At 40.8% G+C, this 21,048-nt stretch carries 17 protein-coding genes; 12 read left to right on the top strand and 5 right to left on the bottom strand.

Features of this window, described 5'->3' with window-relative positions; genetic code table 11:
* Positions 1 to 30 precede the first annotated feature (30 nt).
* The 6 genes from hpsN to infA all read left to right on the top strand — a co-directional run bounded on the left by hpsN (position 31) and on the right by infA (position 5,466).
* Positions 31 to 1,344, top strand: a complete 1,314-nt coding sequence (gene hpsN, locus DCO16_RS09190) for a sulfopropanediol 3-dehydrogenase (RefSeq protein WP_173943366.1) — start codon at positions 31 to 33, stop codon at positions 1,342 to 1,344.
* Between the two features lie 8 nt (positions 1,345 to 1,352).
* Positions 1,353 to 2,114, top strand: a complete 762-nt coding sequence (locus tag DCO16_RS09185) for an SDR family NAD(P)-dependent oxidoreductase (protein ID WP_173943365.1) — start codon at positions 1,353 to 1,355, stop codon at positions 2,112 to 2,114.
* 45 nt (positions 2,115 to 2,159) lie between these two features.
* Positions 2,160 to 3,131, top strand: a complete 972-nt coding sequence (locus DCO16_RS09180; protein WP_367652069.1) for an alcohol dehydrogenase catalytic domain-containing protein — start codon at positions 2,160 to 2,162, stop codon at positions 3,129 to 3,131.
* A 20-nt stretch (positions 3,132 to 3,151) separates the two neighbouring features.
* Positions 3,152 to 4,300, top strand: a complete 1,149-nt coding sequence (locus tag DCO16_RS09175; protein ID WP_173943364.1) for an iron-containing alcohol dehydrogenase — start codon at positions 3,152 to 3,154, stop codon at positions 4,298 to 4,300.
* A 611-nt stretch (positions 4,301 to 4,911) separates the two neighbouring features.
* Positions 4,912 to 5,115, top strand: a complete 204-nt coding sequence (locus tag DCO16_RS09170; protein WP_100379600.1) for a cold-shock protein — start codon at positions 4,912 to 4,914, stop codon at positions 5,113 to 5,115.
* A gap of 90 nt (positions 5,116 to 5,205) precedes the next feature.
* Complete coding sequence (gene infA, locus DCO16_RS09165) at positions 5,206 to 5,466, top strand: translation initiation factor IF-1 (protein ID WP_173943363.1); 261 nt, start codon at positions 5,206 to 5,208, stop codon at positions 5,464 to 5,466.
* Positions 5,467 to 6,277: 811 nt separating this feature from the next.
* On the opposite strand, the gene DCO16_RS09160 is transcribed toward infA, so the two are convergent.
* The 3 genes from DCO16_RS09160 to DCO16_RS09150 are packed head-to-tail and all read right to left on the bottom strand — an operon-like array spanning position 6,278 to position 10,536.
* Positions 6,278 to 8,170 (bottom strand): ATP-binding protein, encoded by a 1,893-nt coding sequence (locus tag DCO16_RS09160; RefSeq protein WP_173943362.1) that lies wholly within the window; start codon positions 8,168 to 8,170, stop codon positions 6,278 to 6,280.
* A gap of 2 nt (positions 8,171 to 8,172) precedes the next feature.
* The gene (locus DCO16_RS09155) at positions 8,173 to 9,006 is read right to left on the bottom strand and encodes a phosphate/phosphite/phosphonate ABC transporter substrate-binding protein (protein WP_173943361.1); all 834 of its coding nucleotides are present in this window, start codon (positions 9,004 to 9,006) and stop codon (positions 8,173 to 8,175) included.
* Positions 9,007 to 9,033: 27 nt separating this feature from the next.
* Positions 9,034 to 10,536, bottom strand: a complete 1,503-nt coding sequence (locus DCO16_RS09150) for an HD domain-containing phosphohydrolase (protein WP_173943360.1) — start codon at positions 10,534 to 10,536, stop codon at positions 9,034 to 9,036.
* An 800-nt stretch (positions 10,537 to 11,336) separates the two neighbouring features.
* On the opposite strand from DCO16_RS09150, the gene DCO16_RS11340 reads away from it, so the two are divergent.
* From DCO16_RS11340 to DCO16_RS09130, 4 genes are all read left to right on the top strand, one after another.
* On the top strand, positions 11,337 to 14,285 hold the full coding sequence (locus DCO16_RS11340) for an HD domain-containing phosphohydrolase (protein WP_302480365.1): 2,949 nt from the start codon (positions 11,337 to 11,339) through the stop codon (positions 14,283 to 14,285).
* Between the two features lie 467 nt (positions 14,286 to 14,752).
* Positions 14,753 to 15,514: an alpha/beta hydrolase gene (locus DCO16_RS09140; protein WP_367652068.1), complete on the top strand. Its 762-nt coding sequence runs from the start codon at positions 14,753 to 14,755 to the stop codon at positions 15,512 to 15,514.
* Between the two features lie 269 nt (positions 15,515 to 15,783).
* The gene (locus tag DCO16_RS09135; protein WP_173943358.1) at positions 15,784 to 15,972 is read left to right on the top strand and encodes a hypothetical protein; all 189 of its coding nucleotides are present in this window, start codon (positions 15,784 to 15,786) and stop codon (positions 15,970 to 15,972) included.
* 1,502 nt (positions 15,973 to 17,474) lie between these two features.
* On the top strand, positions 17,475 to 17,948 hold the full coding sequence (locus DCO16_RS09130; protein ID WP_173943357.1) for a glutathione peroxidase: 474 nt from the start codon (positions 17,475 to 17,477) through the stop codon (positions 17,946 to 17,948).
* On the opposite strand, the gene DCO16_RS09125 is transcribed toward DCO16_RS09130, so the two are convergent.
* Positions 17,949 to 18,572, bottom strand: a complete 624-nt coding sequence (locus DCO16_RS09125; RefSeq protein WP_173943356.1) for a class I SAM-dependent methyltransferase — start codon at positions 18,570 to 18,572, stop codon at positions 17,949 to 17,951.
* Between the two features lie 254 nt (positions 18,573 to 18,826).
* Between DCO16_RS09125 and DCO16_RS09120 the strand changes: the two genes are divergently transcribed.
* Both DCO16_RS09120 and DCO16_RS09115 read left to right on the top strand, forming a co-directional pair.
* Positions 18,827 to 19,962 (top strand): IS3 family transposase gene (locus tag DCO16_RS09120; protein ID WP_100380076.1). Its coding sequence is split into 2 segments (ribosomal slippage): positions 18,827 to 19,073 and positions 19,073 to 19,962, totalling 1,137 coding nucleotides; the frame shifts between segments, so codons are not numbered across the junction.
* A gap of 23 nt (positions 19,963 to 19,985) precedes the next feature.
* Positions 19,986 to 20,474 carry a TspO/MBR family protein gene (locus DCO16_RS09115; RefSeq protein ID WP_217426655.1) on the top strand — a complete coding sequence of 163 codons (489 nt, stop codon included), beginning with the start codon at positions 19,986 to 19,988 and terminating at the stop codon, positions 20,472 to 20,474.
* Positions 20,475 to 20,844: 370 nt separating this feature from the next.
* Here the strand turns inward: DCO16_RS09115 and DCO16_RS09110 are convergent, their stop codons facing one another.
* The gene (locus tag DCO16_RS09110; protein WP_173943355.1) at positions 20,845 to 21,006 is read right to left on the bottom strand and encodes a hypothetical protein; all 162 of its coding nucleotides are present in this window, start codon (positions 21,004 to 21,006) and stop codon (positions 20,845 to 20,847) included.
* Positions 21,007 to 21,048: the final 42 nt, after the last annotated feature.

The raw sequence follows: 21,048 nt of genomic DNA, 5'->3' as shown, positions 1-21,048 counted from the left end.
TGTAAGCGCTTACAAAATGGAAGGTTATAAATGTCTGTAAATTATTTAAAAAAAGCTGCTAAGACTCCAGAGTCAGAAACTGCAGCTGCGCAGCAAGTTGTAACTGAAATGCTCTCAAATATTGAAAAGAATGGCGAGTCCGCTGTTCGCGACTACTCTTTGAAGCTTGACAAGTGGTCCGGCGATATTGTGATGTCAAAGGAAGTAATTGACACTATCTTGATGGATGTACCAAATTCTGTAAAAAAAGATATTGATTTTGCGGTGAAGCAGGTTTATGACTTTGCTATAGCTCAGAAAAATAGTATTCATGATTTCTCTACAAGCTTACATACTGGTGTGACAGCTGGTCAAAAAGTTCTTCCTGTTAATGTTGTCGGCTGCTATGCACCTTCCGGCCGTTATGCTCATATCGCTTCTGCCTATATGACGGTAGCAACTGCAAAAGCTGCTGGGGTAAAGACAATAATTGCATGCTCTAGTCCATTTCGAGGGGGCGGCATACATCCTTATGTGCTTTATGCATTTAAGGCTGCCGGGGCAGATGTCATTATGACCTTGGGTGGAGTGCAGGCAATTGCATCAATGGCCTACGGTTTGTTTACGGGAAAGCCGGCTGATGTAGTTGTTGGTCCGGGAAACAAGTTTGTAGCGGAAGCAAAGCGCTCTCTATTTGGAAAGGTGGGAATTGATGTTTTTGCTGGTCCTTCAGAGGTTGGTGTAATTGCAGATGAGACTGCGGATCCGAAGATGGTTGCTAGTGATCTAGTTGGTCAAGCAGAGCATGGTCATGAATCTCCCGCTTGGTTATTTACAACTTCTGAGGCTTTGGCAAAAGAGGTGATGCGGCTAGTCCCCCAAATGATTGAGTCATTACCACCAACAGCCAAAGATGCTGCAGCATGTGCTTGGCGTGATTATGGTGAAGTCATCCTATGTAATACTCGAGAGGAAGTAGCAAAAATTTCAGATCAATATGCAAGTGAGCATCTAGAGGTACATGCTAAGGATTTGGACTGGTGGCTTAGTACTTTAACCTGCTACGGATCTCTATTTTTAGGCGAGGAAACTACCGTTGCTTTTGGAGACAAGACCAGTGGGCCAAATCATGTATTACCAACTAAAGGAGCTGCTAGATATTCTGGGGGACTGTCTGTTCATAAGTTTATGAAAACACTTACATGGCAGAAGATGACACGTGAGGGTAGTAAGGAGATGGCATTAGTAACAGCTAGAATTAGCCGCCTAGAGGGAATGGAGGCTCATGCTCGAACGGCTGATGATCGTTTGGCCAAGTATTTCCCTAATGAGCAGTTTGATCTAGGAACTCCAGTTGAGGTATGAGTGAGCCAATGAACCAATTATTTAATTTGCACGGAAAAGTTGCCCTAGTTACGGGTGGTAGCAGTGGCTTGGGTGAAGCGATAGCATTGGCTTTAGGTTTGGCCGGTGCAGAAATTGCAATTGCAGCACGTAGGGAGGAATTGCTTACCCAGGCATCCGATCAATTAGGTGCCCAAGGAATAAAAGTCTCATCCTTTGTGGCTAATTTATCTGATCTAGAGCAACCTTTAGACCTTTCAATGCGAGTACTGGATAAGCTAGGTAAGGTTGATATTCTCATCAATGCTGCTGGTATAAACTTGCGCGAATCATTTTTGGAAGTTTCGCCGACAAGTTGGCAAGAGCAGTTGAATGTCCAACTGGCCGCACCTTTTTTTATGACTCAGGCTCTTGCACCTCAGATGAAGAAAAATGGCTGGGGAAGAGTAATTAACATAGCCTCTTTACAAAGTTACCGCGCTTTTCCAAACTGTGCTCCTTATGGTGCTGCCAAAGGTGGAATCCTTCAATTAACAAGAGCTATCGCTCAAGAGTGGTCACCATTTGGTATTACTTGCAATGCAATTGGTCCAGGGTTTTTTCCAACAGCGCTAACTACGCCAGTCTTTAGCAATTCAGAATTAGTAAATATGCATGCTAAAAAAACTGCAATTGGTCGCAATGGTCAAATGAGTGATATCAGTGGACTTGCTATTTTTTTGGCTAGTGATGCATCAGCATATGTGACAGGACAAACTATTATGCTCGATGGTGGATATACGGCGATATAAGGAAGATTAATGATGAAAGCGCTAGTTTATACCGGGCCCAATGAGATGAAAATCATGGATCAGCCTTATCCCTCTCTTGAGGCTAATGAGGCAATCATTAAAATCGAATCGGTTGGAATTTGCGGTAGTGATATGCATGCATTTCACGGACACGATCCTCGAAGAAAGCCAGGACTTGTATTGGGGCATGAATTTTCGGGGACAATCGAAGATCTTAGCTCATCTCTTTTTTCAAAGGGTCAAAGAGTTACAGGAAATCCATTGATCACCTGTGGGATTTGTGAATACTGTAGGCAAGGCAGAAACAATTTGTGCGAAAACCGTACCATGGTTGGGATGACTAGGCCTGGCGCATTTGCTCAGTATATGAGCATTCCTACAAGCTCACTGCTTGCCATTCCTGAAAGCTTAAGCATGGATGCTGCCGCACTAACAGAGCCTGCAGCAACGGCAGTGCATGCTATTAATCTTTCAATGCGAGCATTACATCGGCCAATTCAAGAATGCAGAGTATTAATATTGGGAGGGGGCGCTATTGGCATGTTATCGGCTCTTTTGCTGAGGCATTATGGTGTTTATGGTGTTACGGTGGTTGAGGTTAACCCCCTACGTAGACAAGCTATTTCGCAACATGTTAAATGCACAATAATTAATCCAATTGATGAAAAAATAGTAGAAAACGCTTATGAGTTTGTGATGGATTGTGTTGGCTCCGCTGTGACTAGAAATTCTGCGATGGTAGCAGTGAGGCCGGGTGGCGTAATGATGCATGTTGGTTTGCAAGACTGGTCTAGTGAAATTGACATGAGAAAACTAACTCTTGCAGAAATTACACTACTTGGAACTTATACTTATTCAACTGTAGATCTTCAGGCTACAGTAAAGTTACTAGAGCAACATGCATTTGGAGACTTATCTTGGGTTGAAAAAAGATCCTTGGATGATGGCCCTGAAGCATTTGATGATTTACATGCTGGAAAAACTGCCTCAGCAAAAGTGTTGCTAAAACCTTTCTAAACTCCATTGGGTCTAAGCTAATGCAATTTAATTTTTATTCTACACACTCTATTATCGTAGAAAGAGGAGGCTCGGCCTCGCTTGCAAAAAGAGTACTCGAGCGTGGTGGTAAATCTGTACTTATTGTTACTGATGTCGGCGTTTTATCTGCGGGATTACTTGAAAAATCATTGCCACAATTTGCAGCTTTAAATCTTATTGTTCATATTTTTTCTGATGTACAGGCTGACCCCTCTGTTGCAGTCATTGAGGCGGCTATTACTATTGCTCAGGAATGTAAAGCAGACTATATCGTTGGTTTTGGAGGTGGCAGCTCTATGGATGTTGCTAAGCTAGTCGCATTACTAGCCTCTGGAAAAGAGAAATTAGTAGATATTTACGGTATTGGTATGGCTAAAGGACCACGCTTACCATTAATTCTTGTCCCCACTACAGCTGGAACGGGCTCTGAAGTCACCAAAAGCTCGGTGGTAACTGTCAGTGAAAGTGAAAAAAAAGGTGTTTTATCACCTATTCTGTTGCCAGATTTAGCACTCTTAGATGCGGAACTTACACTTCGGCTTCCTGCGCACATAACGGCTGCCACAGGAATTGATGCTATGGTTCATGCAATTGAGGCCTTTACAACAAAACACTTAAAAAATCCAATATCTGATTGCATGGCGAGAGAAGCATTACGACTACTATCAAACAATATACATAAAGCAGTTGAATCTGGGGGCGACATCATTGCACGCGAAAATATGTTGCTAGGAGCATGTCTTGCAGGCATTGCCTTTACTAATGCTCCCGTAGCAGGCGTTCATGCATTAGCCTATCCACTTGGCGCAAGATTTCATATACCTCATGGCCTATCAAATTCTTTAATGTTGGCGCCTGTGATGCGCTTTAATATCAATGTTGCGCACTCAATGTATTCAGAGCTTGGTAAAATTATTAAGCCAGGCTTGCAAGGCTCAACTCTTGAGCAAGCAGAAGAATTAACTGACTATCTGGGTGATTTAGCTGGTCAGTTAGGCTTGCCACAACATTTGACAGAGTTTGGGATTGCTGAAAATGATATTGATCAGCTAGCGAGTGACGCTATGTTGCAGACTCGTTTACTTATGAATAGTCCTCGTGAAATTAATTTGAGTGATGCTGTAAATCTTTATCGAGAAGCTTTATAGATTTTATAAAAAATATATCCATATTTTTGGAGTTATTTTTTGAACTGATGGGTAGGGCGGGGCTCGAGATCGAAAATTTTTGACGCAACCGTTACAACTTGTAACGGTGCTAAGGGTAAATTAGGTGCTAGATGGTTGCTGTAAAAAATCAGTGGTTTAGCAAATCTTGAAAATGATCACCTAGCCACGCTACATCCAACTAATCACTACGCAAAACACCACGCACCGATAAACAGACGACGTAAGCTCTTGAAATCCTAGTGGTTTTCTTTGAGTATCTGCTCTCATAATCCTTTGGTCCCAGGTTCAAGTCCTGGTGGGCCCACCATAAAAGCAAACCCTCATCAGAAATGGTGGGGGTTTTGTCTTTTGAGCGGGACCTTATATTGCCCTCACAACTAGTCCTGAGGGCGGTTAACCGTTAATGAACACAGTATTTATTGGGATAGAGTAAAATGATAATAGCGATTTTCAAGCTAATAGTGTTGTTGTACTAGTGATTAATACCGCATTTCTGCGATAGTTCTTCTCAGCATCTCCCCGCCATTCTTGACTTTCGCCTTATGTGGGGCATAGCCTCCTTTTTTTATTTTTTTAAGGAATAGTCAGATATGGCAAATGGAATTGTGAAATGGTTCAACGACGCTAAAGGTTTTGGTTTTATCACCCCTGATGCTGGTGGTGAAGATCTATTCGCTCATTTTTCAGCAATTAATAGCAGTGGCTTTAAATCATTGGCTGAAGGTCAGCGAGTTACTTTCGATGAAACGATGGGACCAAAAGGTAAGCAGGCTTCAAATATTCAACCAGCTTAATAAATTAAGCGAATCTAAGACTTTAATAAGTTGCTTCGTACAAAGCCCAGTTTTTCTGGGCTTTTTAATTTCCACTCTAGAAAGAATTAAATGGCAAAAGAAGAATTATTAGAAATGGACGGCATGGTTGATGAGATTCTGCCCGATTCTCGCTTTAAGGTTACTCTTGAAAATGGTCATCAGTTGATTGCTTATACCGCCGGCAAGATGAAGAAAAATCACATTCGTATATTAGCTGGCGATAAAGTTTCTTTAGAGGTCTCTATGTATGACTTAAATAAAGGTCGAATTACTTTTCGCCATATTGAGAATCGTCAGCATGCCATCAGTAAGCCTATTAGACGTTATTAATAGAAAGCGTCTAGTTAGATCGAAAAATCTAGCCAGAATCTCATGACATAAGAAAAAATAACAAAGGAAGCATATGAATACATTTGATGCAATCCCCAAACGCAGAGCCATTAAGCATCTTGATCCCAATCATCAATTAACGTAGCAAGAGACCGATCAGCTGCTAGATTTGGGTATGCAGACCCCATCCTTAGGGAGTCCTAAATATGGCAAAGAGTCAATGTCTTCGTTGAGGTAGTATTTTTTCAGTAAACTTAACTGTTACAACTTCTAGCAGTGCTTAGAGTAAGTAAGGTGCTAGATGGCTGCTGTAAAAATTCAGTGATTCAACAAACCTTGAAATCCTAACGGTTTTCTTTGAGTATCTGCTCTCATAATCCTTTGGTCCCAGGTTCAAGTCCTGGTGGGCCAACCAATAAAATCAATGACTTAGCGATATAAATGCTAAGTCATTGTGCTTTCTGTGTAGTCGGTGTGTAGTAAATATCAGCACTAGACCCCAATACATATATTGCTCGAGGTTGGCGCGATCTACTGTTTTTTAGATGGGCGCCAAATCAATTTTTAAGAATTAAAACTTTCTAGCAGGGCGCAAGCGTTACTTTAAGTAACGGTGGGAATCAAATCTTCGTCTATGGCAAAGGGCATGATAAGTTTTGGGTGTGACTATGGCCATCTAAAGCGGCTGATACAAGAGGCTGGATTTATCGCGAAGTAAATGTATTAACTTGGTTAAGGGGAAGAGCAATGCCTAAAACGCCAGTTGATGTCTGATCTTTTTTCTTGAGGGGTAAAAAAATAGATAATGTGATTAATGCCTCGGAATATGCAAAGTAAATTCACAGCCGCTATCAGGAATATTTTGCACAAATAAGGACCCTTTAAAAACCTCAGTCGCTATCTGTCGGCTGACATAAAGGCCTAATCCTGTGCCGCCTTTACTACGAGCTGTTGTAAAAAATGGGGTGAATAAATTCGGCAATACATTAGATTCAACACCGTTACCATTATCAGAGATTTTAAGAATAATATCGTTCTCAGTTTGTCTGCCTGAAATCTTGATTTGACGGTTTTGTAGACCATCAAATGCATGGATTGTTGCATTGAGCACCAGATTAGTGACTAGCTGCCCCAGCGAACCAGTATTAATTTGTATCGAAATAGTGGGATCAATGTCTAGGCTTAATTTACAGCGTGCTATTTTTAATACCGGAGTGAGTGATTGCTGAATCGACTGGATATAGACTTGTAAATTGATCTCCTTTTTTTCATCCAAGGATCGATCGGTAGCTATATCCTTAAACCCCTTGACAAGATCGCTTGCGCGTCTGAGATTATCAAAAATAAGCTGAAATGCAATTTCTTCATCCTCAAGAAAGTCGCTTAGCTCAGTACCTTTGAGATTCTCAGCATTTTTTCGAATATTCGCTGCAGTTTGGCTTACGTGCGTTGTTGCTGTGATTGCAATTCCAATTGGATTATTAATCTCATGGGCAAGACCTGCAACCAGAATACCAAGCGACTGTAAACGTTGGTTTTCTTGTATTTCTTGAAGGAGGACTTCACGCTCACTATTTGCTTTTTTGAGTGCACTGATGTCATTTTGAAAAATCACATAGTATCTTGGTTCAATTTCTTCAATGACAACCGGAAATATGCTGAGGCGATTCCAAAATGCTTCGCCATTTTGATGGTGGTCTAAAAATTCAACTGTGCATGCCGTTTTATTCTTGAGTGCCAAATTAATTTGGTTCATCGTTTCAGGATTAGCTATGCCATCCTGAAAAATTCGGCACTGTGTACCAATTGCTTGCTCTGCTGTGTAGCCAGTTATTCTCGTAAAGGCAGGATTAGCATAAATCAGAGGAGTACCGGGCGCTTTTAGATCTGCAATGGAGATGCCAAAGTGAGAGTTGTCTATTACAGCGCCAAACAGTTTCAGGTTATCAATCTTTTGCGTTAATTCATCCTTTGCTAACTCAAGAGACTCCGTTCGGTCCACAATACGTTTTTCTAGATCCGCATTAAGAAGGTATAGATCATTAATTCGTTTAGCGATTTCAGCAGACATTGATTGAAAAGCATTTTGGAGTTTTCCGATTTCATCACTCCGTTTAGTAAATTCAGGAGTTTTAAAATATCCTTTAGAAATATTATCCGCGATTACTACAAGTTCAGAAATCGGTTTGGTTATATAGCGACTAATTATTAACGCAATTAAATAAAAAATAAATAATGCCGCTATTCCAATTAAGCTAGTATTCCAAAGAATGCTCGATCGAGTCTCAATTAATTTGACTCTAGAGATCGAAACTGTCGCCTTCCCGAGGTTAATTCCATCTGCACGTATTGAAAACTCAATTATTTGAGGGGGGATGGTCACCTTATTTTTTTCATCCAGGCGCACTGATTCTTTAGCAATTAAACTACCGTTACCATCCTTGATAATAATTTCTTCAATACTGCCTGAAGATACCAGCTCTTTAAGAATAGAAACTACGCTTGCATAGTCACGCTGGATCAACGGCGTAACTATTGCGGAATTCAGTATCGGTTGAATCTGCGCTGATTGATAAACTATATCCTTTTCCATTGATTCGGATACTGAACCAACTATTAACAAAACTGTAAGTCCAGTAATAAAAATCTGGGCAGTAACCCAGAAAAATATAAGCTTTTTTTGAAAACTCCATGAACTGATCATATTTATTTGGTCTGGCTTAAGCCTTGGCGCGTTATTGCTACGAATTGATCGAGAAATTTCAGTTGCTCGCTGGTGGGCGGCTTAAGACCATTAAATCCAGTTAATGAGAAAAATTTCTTAGCTTCCTCAGACTTTGGAAAATCCATGATTAAGGCTTTTATTTTTTGCTTTTCATTAAGGGCTAAGTTGGCATTCACCATAACAAAAAATCCTGGCAACATAATAAAGGTGTTTATCGGACTTAAGATTTTTTTAAGCTCAGCATCTTTTGCGTTAAATTCGCCTTGACTCATTATTGCAAATGCAGCGTCACCTGTTTTTAGACTAATTCCGAGGCTATCATCATTCGCAATACGTAAAATCTCATAATCCCTACCGCTATTGAGCCCCTGGGAGCTAAGCCAGTTAATACCTGCTAAGGCCACAAGAGATTGGGGGTTTGCTACGGCAAGTTTTTTCCCTTTTAAGAGCTCGATATTATTTTGCTGACCTGATAATCCTACTAAAAGACCCGGAATACCCGGCTCAAGCACGGCAATCGCTTCCCAATTACCATCCGATTGTGAAACCCTGGCTAAGTTTGGGGCAGTCACCATGATTTGAAATTCATTGGCAAGCGCACGTTGATAAAAATTGGGAAAGTTTCTGCCGGTTGTTATAGCAACTTTTTGCTTAAGGTTTTTTTCAAAGTACTCCGCCATTGGCTGGTAGTTGGTATTAATAATTCGTGCACTTACATTGGGGACAACTCCAATCACGATCTCGGTGTTCGCTACCTGCCCTACTGCAGATAAAGAGTAAAAAAAGAGCGCCAGAGGGTAAATGAACTTATGCATTGATATCGTCCTAAGTAGTGAATTGATTCAGTCGTTTTGATCAGGGTTTTGTTCAAATATTGCTCTGAACTGGTTCTTGTTTACAACTAAAAGGTCAATTAATTTAGGGTCAAAGGCCTTATCCGATAAGTCGGTCATGATTTGAATGGTTTTATCTAGGGGAAAAGGCTCTTTATAGATCCGCCTTGACATCAGCGCATCAAATACATCGGCCACATTGACAATTCTGCCAAATAGTGGAATTTCAGTGCCCTTTAGACCCCTTGGGTAACCCTCACCATCCCATCGTTCATGATGGGTAAGAGCCACTTCTGCTCCGGTCTGAAGCATTTTGCTAGATGAATGTGCAAGCAAATCGTATCCATTTTGCGCATGGGTTCGCATGGTATTCATTTCATCGGGAGTTAGGGGTCCCGCCTTATTCAGAACAGAGTCTGGAATTGCTACTTTACCAATATCGTGCAGTGGGGCAGCAGCCTCAATTAAATTGACTTGATCCTCCGGTAGACCATAAAGCTTTGCTAAAAGCTTAGAGTACGCCGCCATACGGTAAATATGCTGACCCGTTTCTTTGGAACGCATCTCAACTGCTTCACATAATTTACTAAGCGCTGTACGTTGAGCTTCCAGAATCTCATTGTGTAAATGATTTTGCATTAAATTGGAATTAAAGCGTTCCAGGAGAATTTGTATCAAATAGGTAACGTGAGCCCGAAGCATCCCTTTGCTGGCAATCCATAATGCAAGGTATTGTTGATTGGGCAAGGTGATGCCCAGTAAAATCCCCTTTTCTCCAATATAAATCGCTCTAGAACTGAGATGGCTATGAAGCAGTTCCCGCAAGTCTTCATCTCCAATATGGTCAAGTGTATTGCCCGCTAAATCAGCATAGATGCCATTTGCTATGGCGATCATGGGCTCGGTGGATGCGTAATGAATCCCTAAGTAATCACCGAAAAGCAAAGGGCTCTCGGAAATCACATGCACTTCTTGTAGATTTTTTAATAAAGCTGTAAGCAGGGCTGTGTTTTTGTTTTCGCTCTGAAGCAAGGAGTCGGCTGATCGAATAATTTGCTCAAGGCCGTGGGATGTTTCATCGATTATTCTGAGAGTGTTAAATGAGCGTAGTGCTGTGTATACGGCGGTAAATAAACGGTCAGCTGTAAGTTCGGTTTTATCACGGTAGTCGTCGATTTCAAAATGCTGTATGACTTCGCGTTCAGGAGCCATGCCAGGATTGCCAGTGCGCAAAATAATCCTGATCTTATTCATGCTGTATTGATCGCGAATTATTTTTACAAGATCTAAGCCTGCTCGGTCATTTTCCATAACAACATCAACAATGGCGACGGCGATATTGGGAGTTACTTTAATGATTTCTTCGGCCTCTTTAGCGGAGTAAGCGCTAATCAGCTCTACAGGTTGTCCGGCATATTGCATTCTACGCAGTACCAAGCGCGTAACATCATGAAGGCCAGTTTCATCATCTACAATGAGAATCTGCCAAGGCTGATGGGCATTCTGTAACATTCATTACGCCTTATTTTTTATGCTGAAAGTTAATTTAAATATCGTACCATTAGGACTACGGGCTACGTAACAAAATCGCTATTAATTGATTCAGTTGAAATCTACTCGGCAATAATCCAATGTTATAACTTTAGTTATATAACTTAAATACAACATATAGTTAGTGCAAGATGTTGCGCCTTCTAGCCACCATTTTTACTGATACATCTAAAGCAGCTAGATGCTACAGAAATTTCATTGTCGAAATATAACCATCTAAGTAAAAAGATGAGAACCTCAGCTTTTTATCCACCTTCGTACTTTTATTCCACGGCATAGTAGTTTCCTCCTATGCCTAAAACTGTAAAGTATGTATGCGGTATAAAGAGTTAATTTTGTGTCGATTCGTACAACCAAACACTTCGAAATGAGGGCTTTTTTATTGCTAGTTACACCACCTCCGTTTGGCTTACTGTCTAGCAGATACCCAGTTTACTTATGCCGGTTCATCCCTAGTCCAGGATTTGGATTCTGTGACCACCGTTAAACTCGATCTCCAGAGTAACCTTGATGTAGAAACGCTGTTTTAAATAATAAAAAATACTGATACGATTCTTTATAGCCATTTAGGTAATGTAGGAGCTCCATGAACCGTAATATATTAAGATTTGTTTGTTACGGCCGCAAGTCAGGAGTGAGTGATTTGATATTCGGTAAGAAGCCATATCAATTTTGAGGCACAAGAACCCTTGATCTCCTTTGAAATATCGCATAATTTTAAGTGTTGACTGGGGTAGGGCTCCATAAAAATAGGATTAATAATGCCGCAAATAAATAATACGGATGCATCTTCTCAAGATCATTGGTTAAAAAAACTCTTAAAGAGCTATCGCTTTTCGCTTTACATTGGCGTGATCTTCATGCTACTAGTCCTCGGCATTCAAGTAAGCACGCTGCTTTTTAGTCGAACTCAAGTAAATAAAATAGTTCTTGACTCGGCAAATAGCATATTCGGAGAATTTGCTAACACCTCGCGATTGGAGCTTAAGTTATTGGAAGATCCACTAGAGGTTGCAGTTCAACTACTAGCACCTATAAATGACCTCGCCCAGGCAAGTAACTTTAAAAAACGTATGGATTACTTAGGCATTTTTACATCAGCGCTAAGTAGCTCTACCGAAATGGCTTCTATCTATATTGGATATAGCTCTGGAGATTTTTTCTTAGTCCGCCCCATTCGTGGTGAGCAACAACAAACGCATTATCAGGTTCCAGAAACAACGGCATTTCTCATTCAGAGTATTGAGCAAGGCGGCAAGATTAAGCGCTGGATTGCCATAGATGCGAATCTACAAATACTGAGTGAACGCTCTCCCACAGATTATATTTACGACCCCCGTAAGCGGCCCTGGTATCAGAGTGCGATGGAAACGGATACTTTGATTCATACGCCTCCCTATATTTTTTCTACAACAAAAACAATGGGTAGAACATTTGCAATGAGAGCAAATGGAGGTAACGCAGTTGTTGGAGCAGACCTTGAGATGTCTGAACTCTCCCAAATGTTGAGTCAGAAAGTTATTACCCCCTCTGCTCAACTCACAATTTTCAATGAGGAGGATGGAGTTATTGCATTTTCTGACCCTAAAAAACTCATATTAAAAGAGGGTGAGAATAAATTTACACGCTCAACATTAGGTCAGCTATCACCAAGTATGGCAGCGGTAGCGGCAAATCCTGATCAATTTAAGGATATGCAAATTGTTAATATTGCTAATGAAGACTGGGTCATTCAGACAGTTAAATTACAAAAATCTTCCGGCGGAGATTTGCTTGCGATAGCATCTCCTTTTAATGAGCTTATGGCAAATGCGAATGCTAATGAGCGTAAGTTAGTCGCAATATCCATCTTAATCATTCTCTTATCACTACCTTTAATTTGGTGGTGCGCAAGAATCATTGCAGGTCAGTTAAATAATTTATCGAAGCAGGTATTGGCCGTTCAAAGATTTGATTTCAAATCAGAGTTTGTTGAAAGTTCGCGAGTATCAGAAATTCTTGAATTGGGGCAAGCTATCGATCAAATGAAGGGAACAATTCAAAAATTTTTAGAAGTTTCTATTGCACTTACATCAGAAAGAAACTTCAATGCGCTTATCGATCGTGTTTTGCTTGAGGTTTGCGAGGCGGCAGGTAGCGATGGCGGCGTTATTTATCTTTTTGATGAAGATGCCAATCAGTTAAGGTATGTTTCTCAGCACTGGTTGGATCACGGTACGCTGACCTCAGATATCCAACCTGATTTATCTTTCGATGATGTATCTAATTTAGTAATCATGGCTGTAAAGCATTCAAAAGAGGCTACTTTGCTCCGAGTCGATGCTCCATGCCCGCAAGGTATTGGTTATATTGAAGAGCGCTACGGGATTGCATCTGTTGAGATGTTAGTTATTCCTCTACTAGGACGAAGCGGCTCTTTAGTTGGTGTTATTTGTGCCTGCATAGCTCCTGGCGAGCTGTCCCCTAGTATCGAACGCATGGCCATGGTTAAGGCATTTTCTGGTGCTGCTGCAGTTTCTATTGATCAGCAACGTTTACTAGAGTCCCAAAAGAATTTACTCACAGCATTTATTGGCCTAGTGGCTGGGGCGATTGATGCAAAGTCACCATATACGGGTGGCCACTGTCAAAGAGTGCCAGAAATCACAGAAATGTTGACTAGGGCAGCGCATGATTCAGATGATGCGCCGTTTGCAGAATTTGAATTAAATAATGAAGAGTGGGAAGAGTTACGTATTGCCTCATGGTTGCACGACTGTGGAAAGGTGACAACTCCAGAGTACGTAGTTGATAAAGCTACTAAATTAGAGACGATCTATGACCGTATTCATGAGATTCGTATGCGATTTGAGGTTTTGAAGCGGGATGCGGAAATTACTACTTTAAAAACTATTCTGGCAGGCGGTGATACTGCTACTCTTCAAGAGCAATTAAAAAATGAGTTGAAGCTCATTGATGAGGACTTTGATTTTATTGCCCAATGTAATATTGGCGGTGAGTTTATGTCGCCCGAAAAAGTGGAGCGTTTACAAAAAATAGCTGCTCGGACTTGGCTTCGCACTCTTGATAACCGCATTGGACTATCTCAGGAGGAGCTTCGTCGAATTGAGCGAGACATTGCAATGCCTTTGCCGGCTCAAGAGAACTTACTCGCGGATAAGCTGGAGCATATTATTGAGCGCGAAGCTAAAGATCATATGGCTGCTGATAATCCTTGGGGCTTTAAGCTTAGCGTACCAGAGCATTTATATAACCGAGGTGAATTACATAATCTATCAATAGCTAAGGGCACTCTTACAGAGGAAGAGCGTTATAAGGTCAATGATCACATCGTTCAAACCATCATCATGCTTTCTAAATTACCTTTCCCGGGACACCTGAAGAATATTGTTAGCTTAGCTGGAGGGCATCACGAAAAAATGGATGGTACAGGATATCCGAGGCGTATAAAGCGTGACGAGATGAGTATTCCAGCTCGCATCATGGCTATTGCCGATATATTTGAAGCGCTAACCGCAACGGATCGGCCCTATAAAAAAGGCAAAACCCTTTCTGAGTCCATCAAGATAATGGGATTTATGGCGAAAGATGGCCATATTGACCTAGATCTTTTTAAGCTGTTTCTTCAGTCTAAGGTCTATCTCACTTTTGCTAAAAAGCATCTTCAGGCAGAGTTAATAGACGAGGTGGATATTTCTCAGTATTTATGAAATCTTCCAGCCTTGGGGGGGGGTAGATTTGAAAGCATCAATACTTAGTAGAAAAACATATGACGAGTTGGCTTTAATCTAAGTAATTTATGTAATGGCAATGTCGTCTTAAACAACAAATATTTTTTAATCCTTGCGCCGAAGATGAACCCATAATTTTCTATAGCAGCAGAAATGATTAATGCGTCCGTAGTTTAGTTATGGCAAATTAGATACTTAGATGTGGGGGGGTAAATCTCTGTGTAACCCTAGGATCAAACGCGGCGGCGTAACTTTTTGAGATCTAAGCAAAATCGGTCCATCGGAGGATTTTTGAAAATTCTTATGCTTTCTGTGTAGTTGGTGTGCAGTCAATTTTAGCCCTAGACCCCAATAGCTATGAGACTCTTGGCGGGAGCGCCCGACTGTTGATTTGGATAGCCACCGCATAGACTCATATTGGGGAGTTATGATGAACAAAAAACTAAATGAAATCCAACAATCCCTACTCATGCATGGCATTTGCCCTCTTATTGGTAACTAGTCTATGTTGTAGCGCTGAACCTATATCAAATATAAATCCCCAAACACAGTTCGTAAAAATCAATGGGTATTCTGTAGAGGTGGATGTCTACAAACCCATAGGCCTTCCGACTGGGGCGGCGATCTTAACCCATGGGTTTACACGAAGCCGAACTACTATGGCAGAGCACGCACAGGCATTAGTTGCTCGTGGCATTCTGGTACTGACACCAGACATGCCGTGCACTTTTGATTTTCGCTGTAATGCAAGTGCAATTGCTGAATTAGTCAGCAGGCTGCGTAATACGGAAACGTTTGGCAGTAGCACTCAGCGCATCATGCTTGTTGGATTTTCAGCGGGAGGTCTCTCTAGCTTGCTTGCTGCAGATACGCCGGGCGTCGTTGGATTTGTTGGACTAGATTCATTCGACCGAGTATTGCCCAATGAAACTGAGCGTGCAGGAGTGGTTGCAGCTCGACTCCTTAACACCGAAACCTTACTTTTAAGAGCGCCCGCATCACGTTGCAATGCACAGGCAGTGGCTACACCATGGGGCTCAGCAATTAAAGCCCTCTGGCGTGACGATCTTATTGCAGGGGCATCCCATTGTGACTTTGAAGCGCCGACCGACTGGAAATGCCGATTGGCGTGCGGCGAGACAGATGCTTCACGGCAGTTACTAGTTCGCCAGGGCCTTCTGGATGCAGCAGCTAGATGGCTTAAATAAGCGATTTCTGAACCCTGATTCCTAGGTAATATGTCTACATAAGCGAACTTATCTTTGTCGGGAAAATGAATCCCCGAACCTTTATAACCCTTCAATAAGCGGGGAGATAAGGATGAGCAAATCTCAAAACACCTTCAGATTGGCTTAGTAATAGTTTATTTGGTACTTTAGTCGTAAAAAAGAAATATCTTAGATTCAGAAATATTGTTCGTATACTGAGTGGTTATTAAATATAACTAATGTTCTATCTTTTCCTAGAAGGAATCAAGATGATAAATATTTTAAACACCATTAAAAACTTATTATGTGATTTAGAGATAAAAATTCACGGGACCGCTAAAGAGATTGAGAAGGTAGGCGGTATTTCAGACATAAGTAAAAACATTAGGGGATGTGGTGATCTTGTAAGCATTGAAATTAAGAAAATTAAAGAGAAAAAAATAGAAAATTTTCCCTAACTCATCTCCAAGCTCATCTGCTCTTACATTTATCTTAGATTGATTAAGCAGACTCAATAAGTAAGTAAAGGTCATAGTTATATTATTGAAGAATTTTTACTATCTTTGTAGTCCCATCATCATAAGTAAAGAGAATTTCATATTCCCCTATGATTTTGTGATTCTTTAGTTTTTTATTGCCCCAACCAATTTTTCGTTGATATCCCAAACTCTTATCTTCAACAACTACATAGTTATTTTCATAATCCGTGTCCACAATACTAAAAGAATAGTTTGATGGTGAAAAGAGAGTTCTGAGAAAGTTCATTATTTATAATTATTCTATTTTTATAACAATATAAGAAATATGGAACAAAAACAATAGAAATTGATAAAAAAGCAGAACAATTAAGAGTAAGCATCAATTAAATTTTCAAACTATTGAGAAATCAAAGATTTTGGCGTTGCATAAAGACTAAAATGTGATGTAGTTATATTGAAGGGCTTGGGGCGGGCAAATGTTAAAAGTAATAGACAAACCAATTTTGGGGTATGAATTTTTTACCTTCATGGAACTTCGTGCTCAAGTTCACAAAAAATACCACGTTACACATAGGGAATGTATTGTTCTCAGTTTCATTACTAAGTCATATTTGTTGGGGGCAAAAATACAGGTATCTGATATCTTGAAATTAGAAGATATTGCCTCTCAAGCAACACTGCACGGCGTCGTTAAATTACTAATTAAAAAGAAACTAGTGATCACGAAGCAAGATCCAATCGATGGAAGAGTGAAGTATCTTTCACCAACGCCTATAAGTTTGAAAATATATAAAGAAATTAGTAAGGATTGTCTAAAACTTATTTGCTGAAATTCGTAAAATAGCTGATTTCTGAGCCCTCAGAAATTCTCGAAAAGTAGGCTCCAGACCCTAAATTTATCAGGGTCTTTTTTATGCGCTCCGAGCTCTGGAAAAGATGTTAACCTAACAATTCATCTTAATAGATACGAAGGGTAGGCTGATGGAAATCAACAGTACAACACTTGGATTAATATTCTCTGGAGTAGCAATCGTGACACTCCTCATTATTATTTTTGGCAGTCGTAAACCAAAAGATAAAGATCGCTAAATGTTTAATGTAGAGGTTCTCATTGGAACCCTATTTCGTTCTCATAAACTACAGCATGAAGAGCAGCATCTATCTAATCAAAAAGAATTTAAAAAACTATTGTCTGATCCTGAACTTGCATATGAGCGAAAGGATAAAGATTGGTGGTGGTGTGACGATGTATGAAAGATAGCGATGCTTTTATCTTTAGTATTGTCTTTATATGAAATTTCTTGAGATTATTATCGTAGTACTGTTAGCCCTTATTATTTATGCCAAATTCTTTTGGGCAGCTAGTAAACAGAAATCTCGTAAAGATGTGTTTCAACATATTCTGCTAGTCATCTTTGGATTACTAATATTGATTCTAGTGATTAAATTATTTATGTTTAACTGAATTTCCTGGATACCCTATGCTTCCCAATATCGAACTACATCGCCTTAATGGTACAAAAGAACAGAGTATCGATTACGCAAACAAGGTATTACTAGTAGTCAATGTAGCCAGTCAATGTGGTTTTACTCCTCAGTACAAGGAGCTCCAGGCTCTTTATGATGAGTTCCACGACCAAGGGTTAGAAATTTTGGCGTTTCCCTGCAATCAATTTGGCGGGCAAGAGCCAGGCACATCTGAGCAGATCGAACAGTTTTGCACCACGAATTATGGTGTGACTTTTCCCATATTTCAAAAAACGGATGTCAATGGCTCTAATGCCCATCCCCTTTTTCAATATCTCAAGACCGCTGCCCCTGGGCTACTTGGCACAGAAGCCATTAAATGGAATTTTACAAAGTTCCTCATAGGCCGAAATGGACAAGCTCTGAAGCGATATGCTTCGGCCAGCACACCTGCAAGTATTAGAGCTGATATCAAAGCGCAACTCTGATTAAGTATTTTTTCTCCAAACACTAGCTAGCCAGGGCTGCTGATTGCGTGGCAGATGAGCAGGGCGGTAGTAGTGGGTTAGCTCTACAAATCCCGCAGCGATGACAAGGGTGCGCCATGTTTCAATATCGTAATATGCCCCATATCGTCCGCTGCCTATACTTTCCTCATTATGTCCATGGGGATTAGATGCAAACAGCACTCCACGTGGTTTCAGTGTCTGATTGATTTCTTGCAGCACCTGCGTGAGCTTTTGACTGGGAATATGAAACAAAGAAGCGTTTGCATAAACACCATCAAAAAATGCATTCGGTAGTTCTAGGTTCAGAAAATTCTGGTGCCAGACTTCGCACCCAGTATCTATGCGTGCCATTTCTGCGACTTGTGCAGCACCTTCTAGGCCCACTGCAATATGACCAAGTCCCGCTAGCGTTTTGAGATCACGCCCTGGGCCACAGCCAAAATCTAGCAGGGTAAATGGCGTATTACCTTCAATGTATGACAGGAGCGCATTAATGTTTTGACTAACATCGTGGGTGCGCGTGCCTTCACGGTAGTCTTCGGCATTTTTGTTGTAATGCTCGATCGTGTCATGGGTAGCTTGGCTGAGCTCGTGTGTATTCATGTTGTACATATTGGCCCAGTGTAATGGGTATTGGGTATTGGGGGAATGCCAATACGCCTGCTCTACTAGTAACTTGATGAGCTACAAAACGCATTCAGCCCCTAATTGAAGTGCTTCTAATATGGACTCTTTTAATATTTTGAAGGCGCATAATTAACACTCTACTAATAATCACCTTTCAAAGGGTAATCGTCCCCTAGGTTAACTTGATTTAAAAGTAGAATTTCTATGTAGTTTGATTTAAAGGAAATTCTATGAAGACCTCCCGATTTACCGATAGCCAAATCATGGCCATTCTCAAGCAAGCCGAATCTGGCGTGCCAGCCCCAGAACTGTGCCGTGAGCACAATATTAGCGTTGCTAGCTTCTATAAATGGCGCTCTAAATACGGCGGCATGGATGCTTCTATGATGTCCCGCGTAAAGGAGTTAGAGCTTGAAAATGCCCGCCTAAAGAAGATGTACGCCGAAGTCCAACTCCAGGCAGATGTCTTAAAGGAAGTTTTGCAAAAAAAGTAACTCGGCCATCTCGCCGCCGTGAGATGGCCAGCCAAGAAGTAAAAAGGGGTCGTATGAGCATCCGCTTAGCGTGCGATACCTTTGTCATTAGCCAGACCTGCTATCGCTATAGCCCTAAGCTGTCTTCTGACAATGCCCTTATTGCCGATTGGCTGATCCGTCTTACTCACAATCAACGCAACTGGGGCTTTGGTCTTTGCTTCTTATTTTTGCGTAACGTGAAGGGATTTACCTGGAACCACAAGCGGGTTTACCGGATTACGACCAAGGGAAGTCCCTTTAGGGATAAGGAACTAGAGCTTAATCTACGGATTAAACCCCATAAACGCTTAGTTCGGGAAAAGCCTTTACCCTTAGCTGTACCTCAAGGCATTAATGACACTTGGTCGATTGATTTTATGCATGACCAACTTCATGATGGCAGAACCATCCGCCTTTTTAATGTGATCGATGACTTTAATCGAGAGGCCTTAGCCATTGATATTGATTTTTCTATGCCCGCAGTACGAGTGATCCGGTCACTCGATCAGATCATTGAATGGCGTGGCAAGCCCTTAAAAATACGCTGTGATAATGGCCCCGAACTCGTAGGAAATATCCTGACTGCATGGGCTGCTAAACACCAAATTGAGATGAGTTATATCCAACCAGGTAAGCCACAGCAAAATGCTTATATTGAACGCTATAACCGCACCGTGAGATATGACTGGCTTAATCAATACCTCTTTGAATCGATTGATGAAGTACAAGACTTTGCAACCAAATGGATGTGGACCTACAATCACGAAAGACCCAATATGGGTTTAGGAGGAATTACTCCTAAACAAAAACTAGCACTTGCAGTACCAGCCTCTACTTTTAGCTTAGGTTAAAAAGGGGAGGATTACCAAAGCATATGAATTTAGAATGGCTACTAGACAATAAACCCATCATGTTTGCTGTAGTTTGGGGTGTGGTCGTTGCTATTGGCGGTGCCTGGGCTACGGAGATTGGTGAATGGTATAAAAATCTCAAACAACCTGCATGGAAGCCGCCCGATTGGTTGTTTGGTCCGATGTGGACAACCATCTTTATTTGTGCAGGCATTGCTTTTGTAAAGGCATATGATCGAGCTCCCGATGATGAAGCGATTCTTATATTAGTCATCCTTTTTATTATTAACGGCTTGTTTAATTTAATTTGGAGTTTTTTGTATTTTCGGATGCGTAGACCTGACTGGGCTCTCATTGAGGCAATTGGTCTGTGGTTATCAGTATTAGCAATTATGATTGCACCCTTATCGTACTCGCCTATTTCTAGTTGGTTGATCGCACCATATCTCATTTGGGTATCGATTGCCATGTGCTTAAATTGGACTAATGTGAAGGCAAATGGACCCTTTTGAACTGTCTTAATTTCTAGCACTAATTCTTGGTGAGGTATCGCCGTTATTACTTGTAGCGATCCTTAGATTAAATGGGGTGCTAGATGCTTGTACAAAAGTGCTTGAGCAAGTATTTCAAATTAGTGGCCTAATAGGAGTTATTGTAGGTATTTCTCAAATAATCTATATCAAAATTTAGATCAGTAAAACATTAAATTTATTAGGGGGTTGAAATGAATCACAGTAAAGCAGTTCAAATAAAAGAAAAAGTAGCTAAAATTTATTCTAATTTCACCATTGTATTTATTGTTATATTTTCTGGTATCAGTATTTGTGCAATTTTTATTTCTGCTTTAAATTTCTAGTCATGACACTCTGATTGGCGGTGGCTCTAAGGTTTTTCTGAGTCACTAGTATCAAGAGTAGGAGTAGGCAGCTTTTTACGCTTCTCCCGCTCTTTGCGTAGATCGCGAAATTGCCACCATGCAAAAAGCACCATTCCTCCAAAAACTAAAATAAGTTCTATGGCGATAATGGGAATTGGGCTATTCATATCTACCTTGTTGGATATGCATCAAATCAATCTAACTCAGAT

The sequence above is a fragment of the Polynucleobacter antarcticus genome, assembly GCF_013307245.1.
GTDB classification, from domain to species: Bacteria; Pseudomonadota; Gammaproteobacteria; order Burkholderiales; family Burkholderiaceae; genus Polynucleobacter; species Polynucleobacter antarcticus.
The sequence above is the reverse complement of the archived record's forward strand: the minus strand, read 5'-3'. Positions and strand labels throughout refer to the sequence as shown.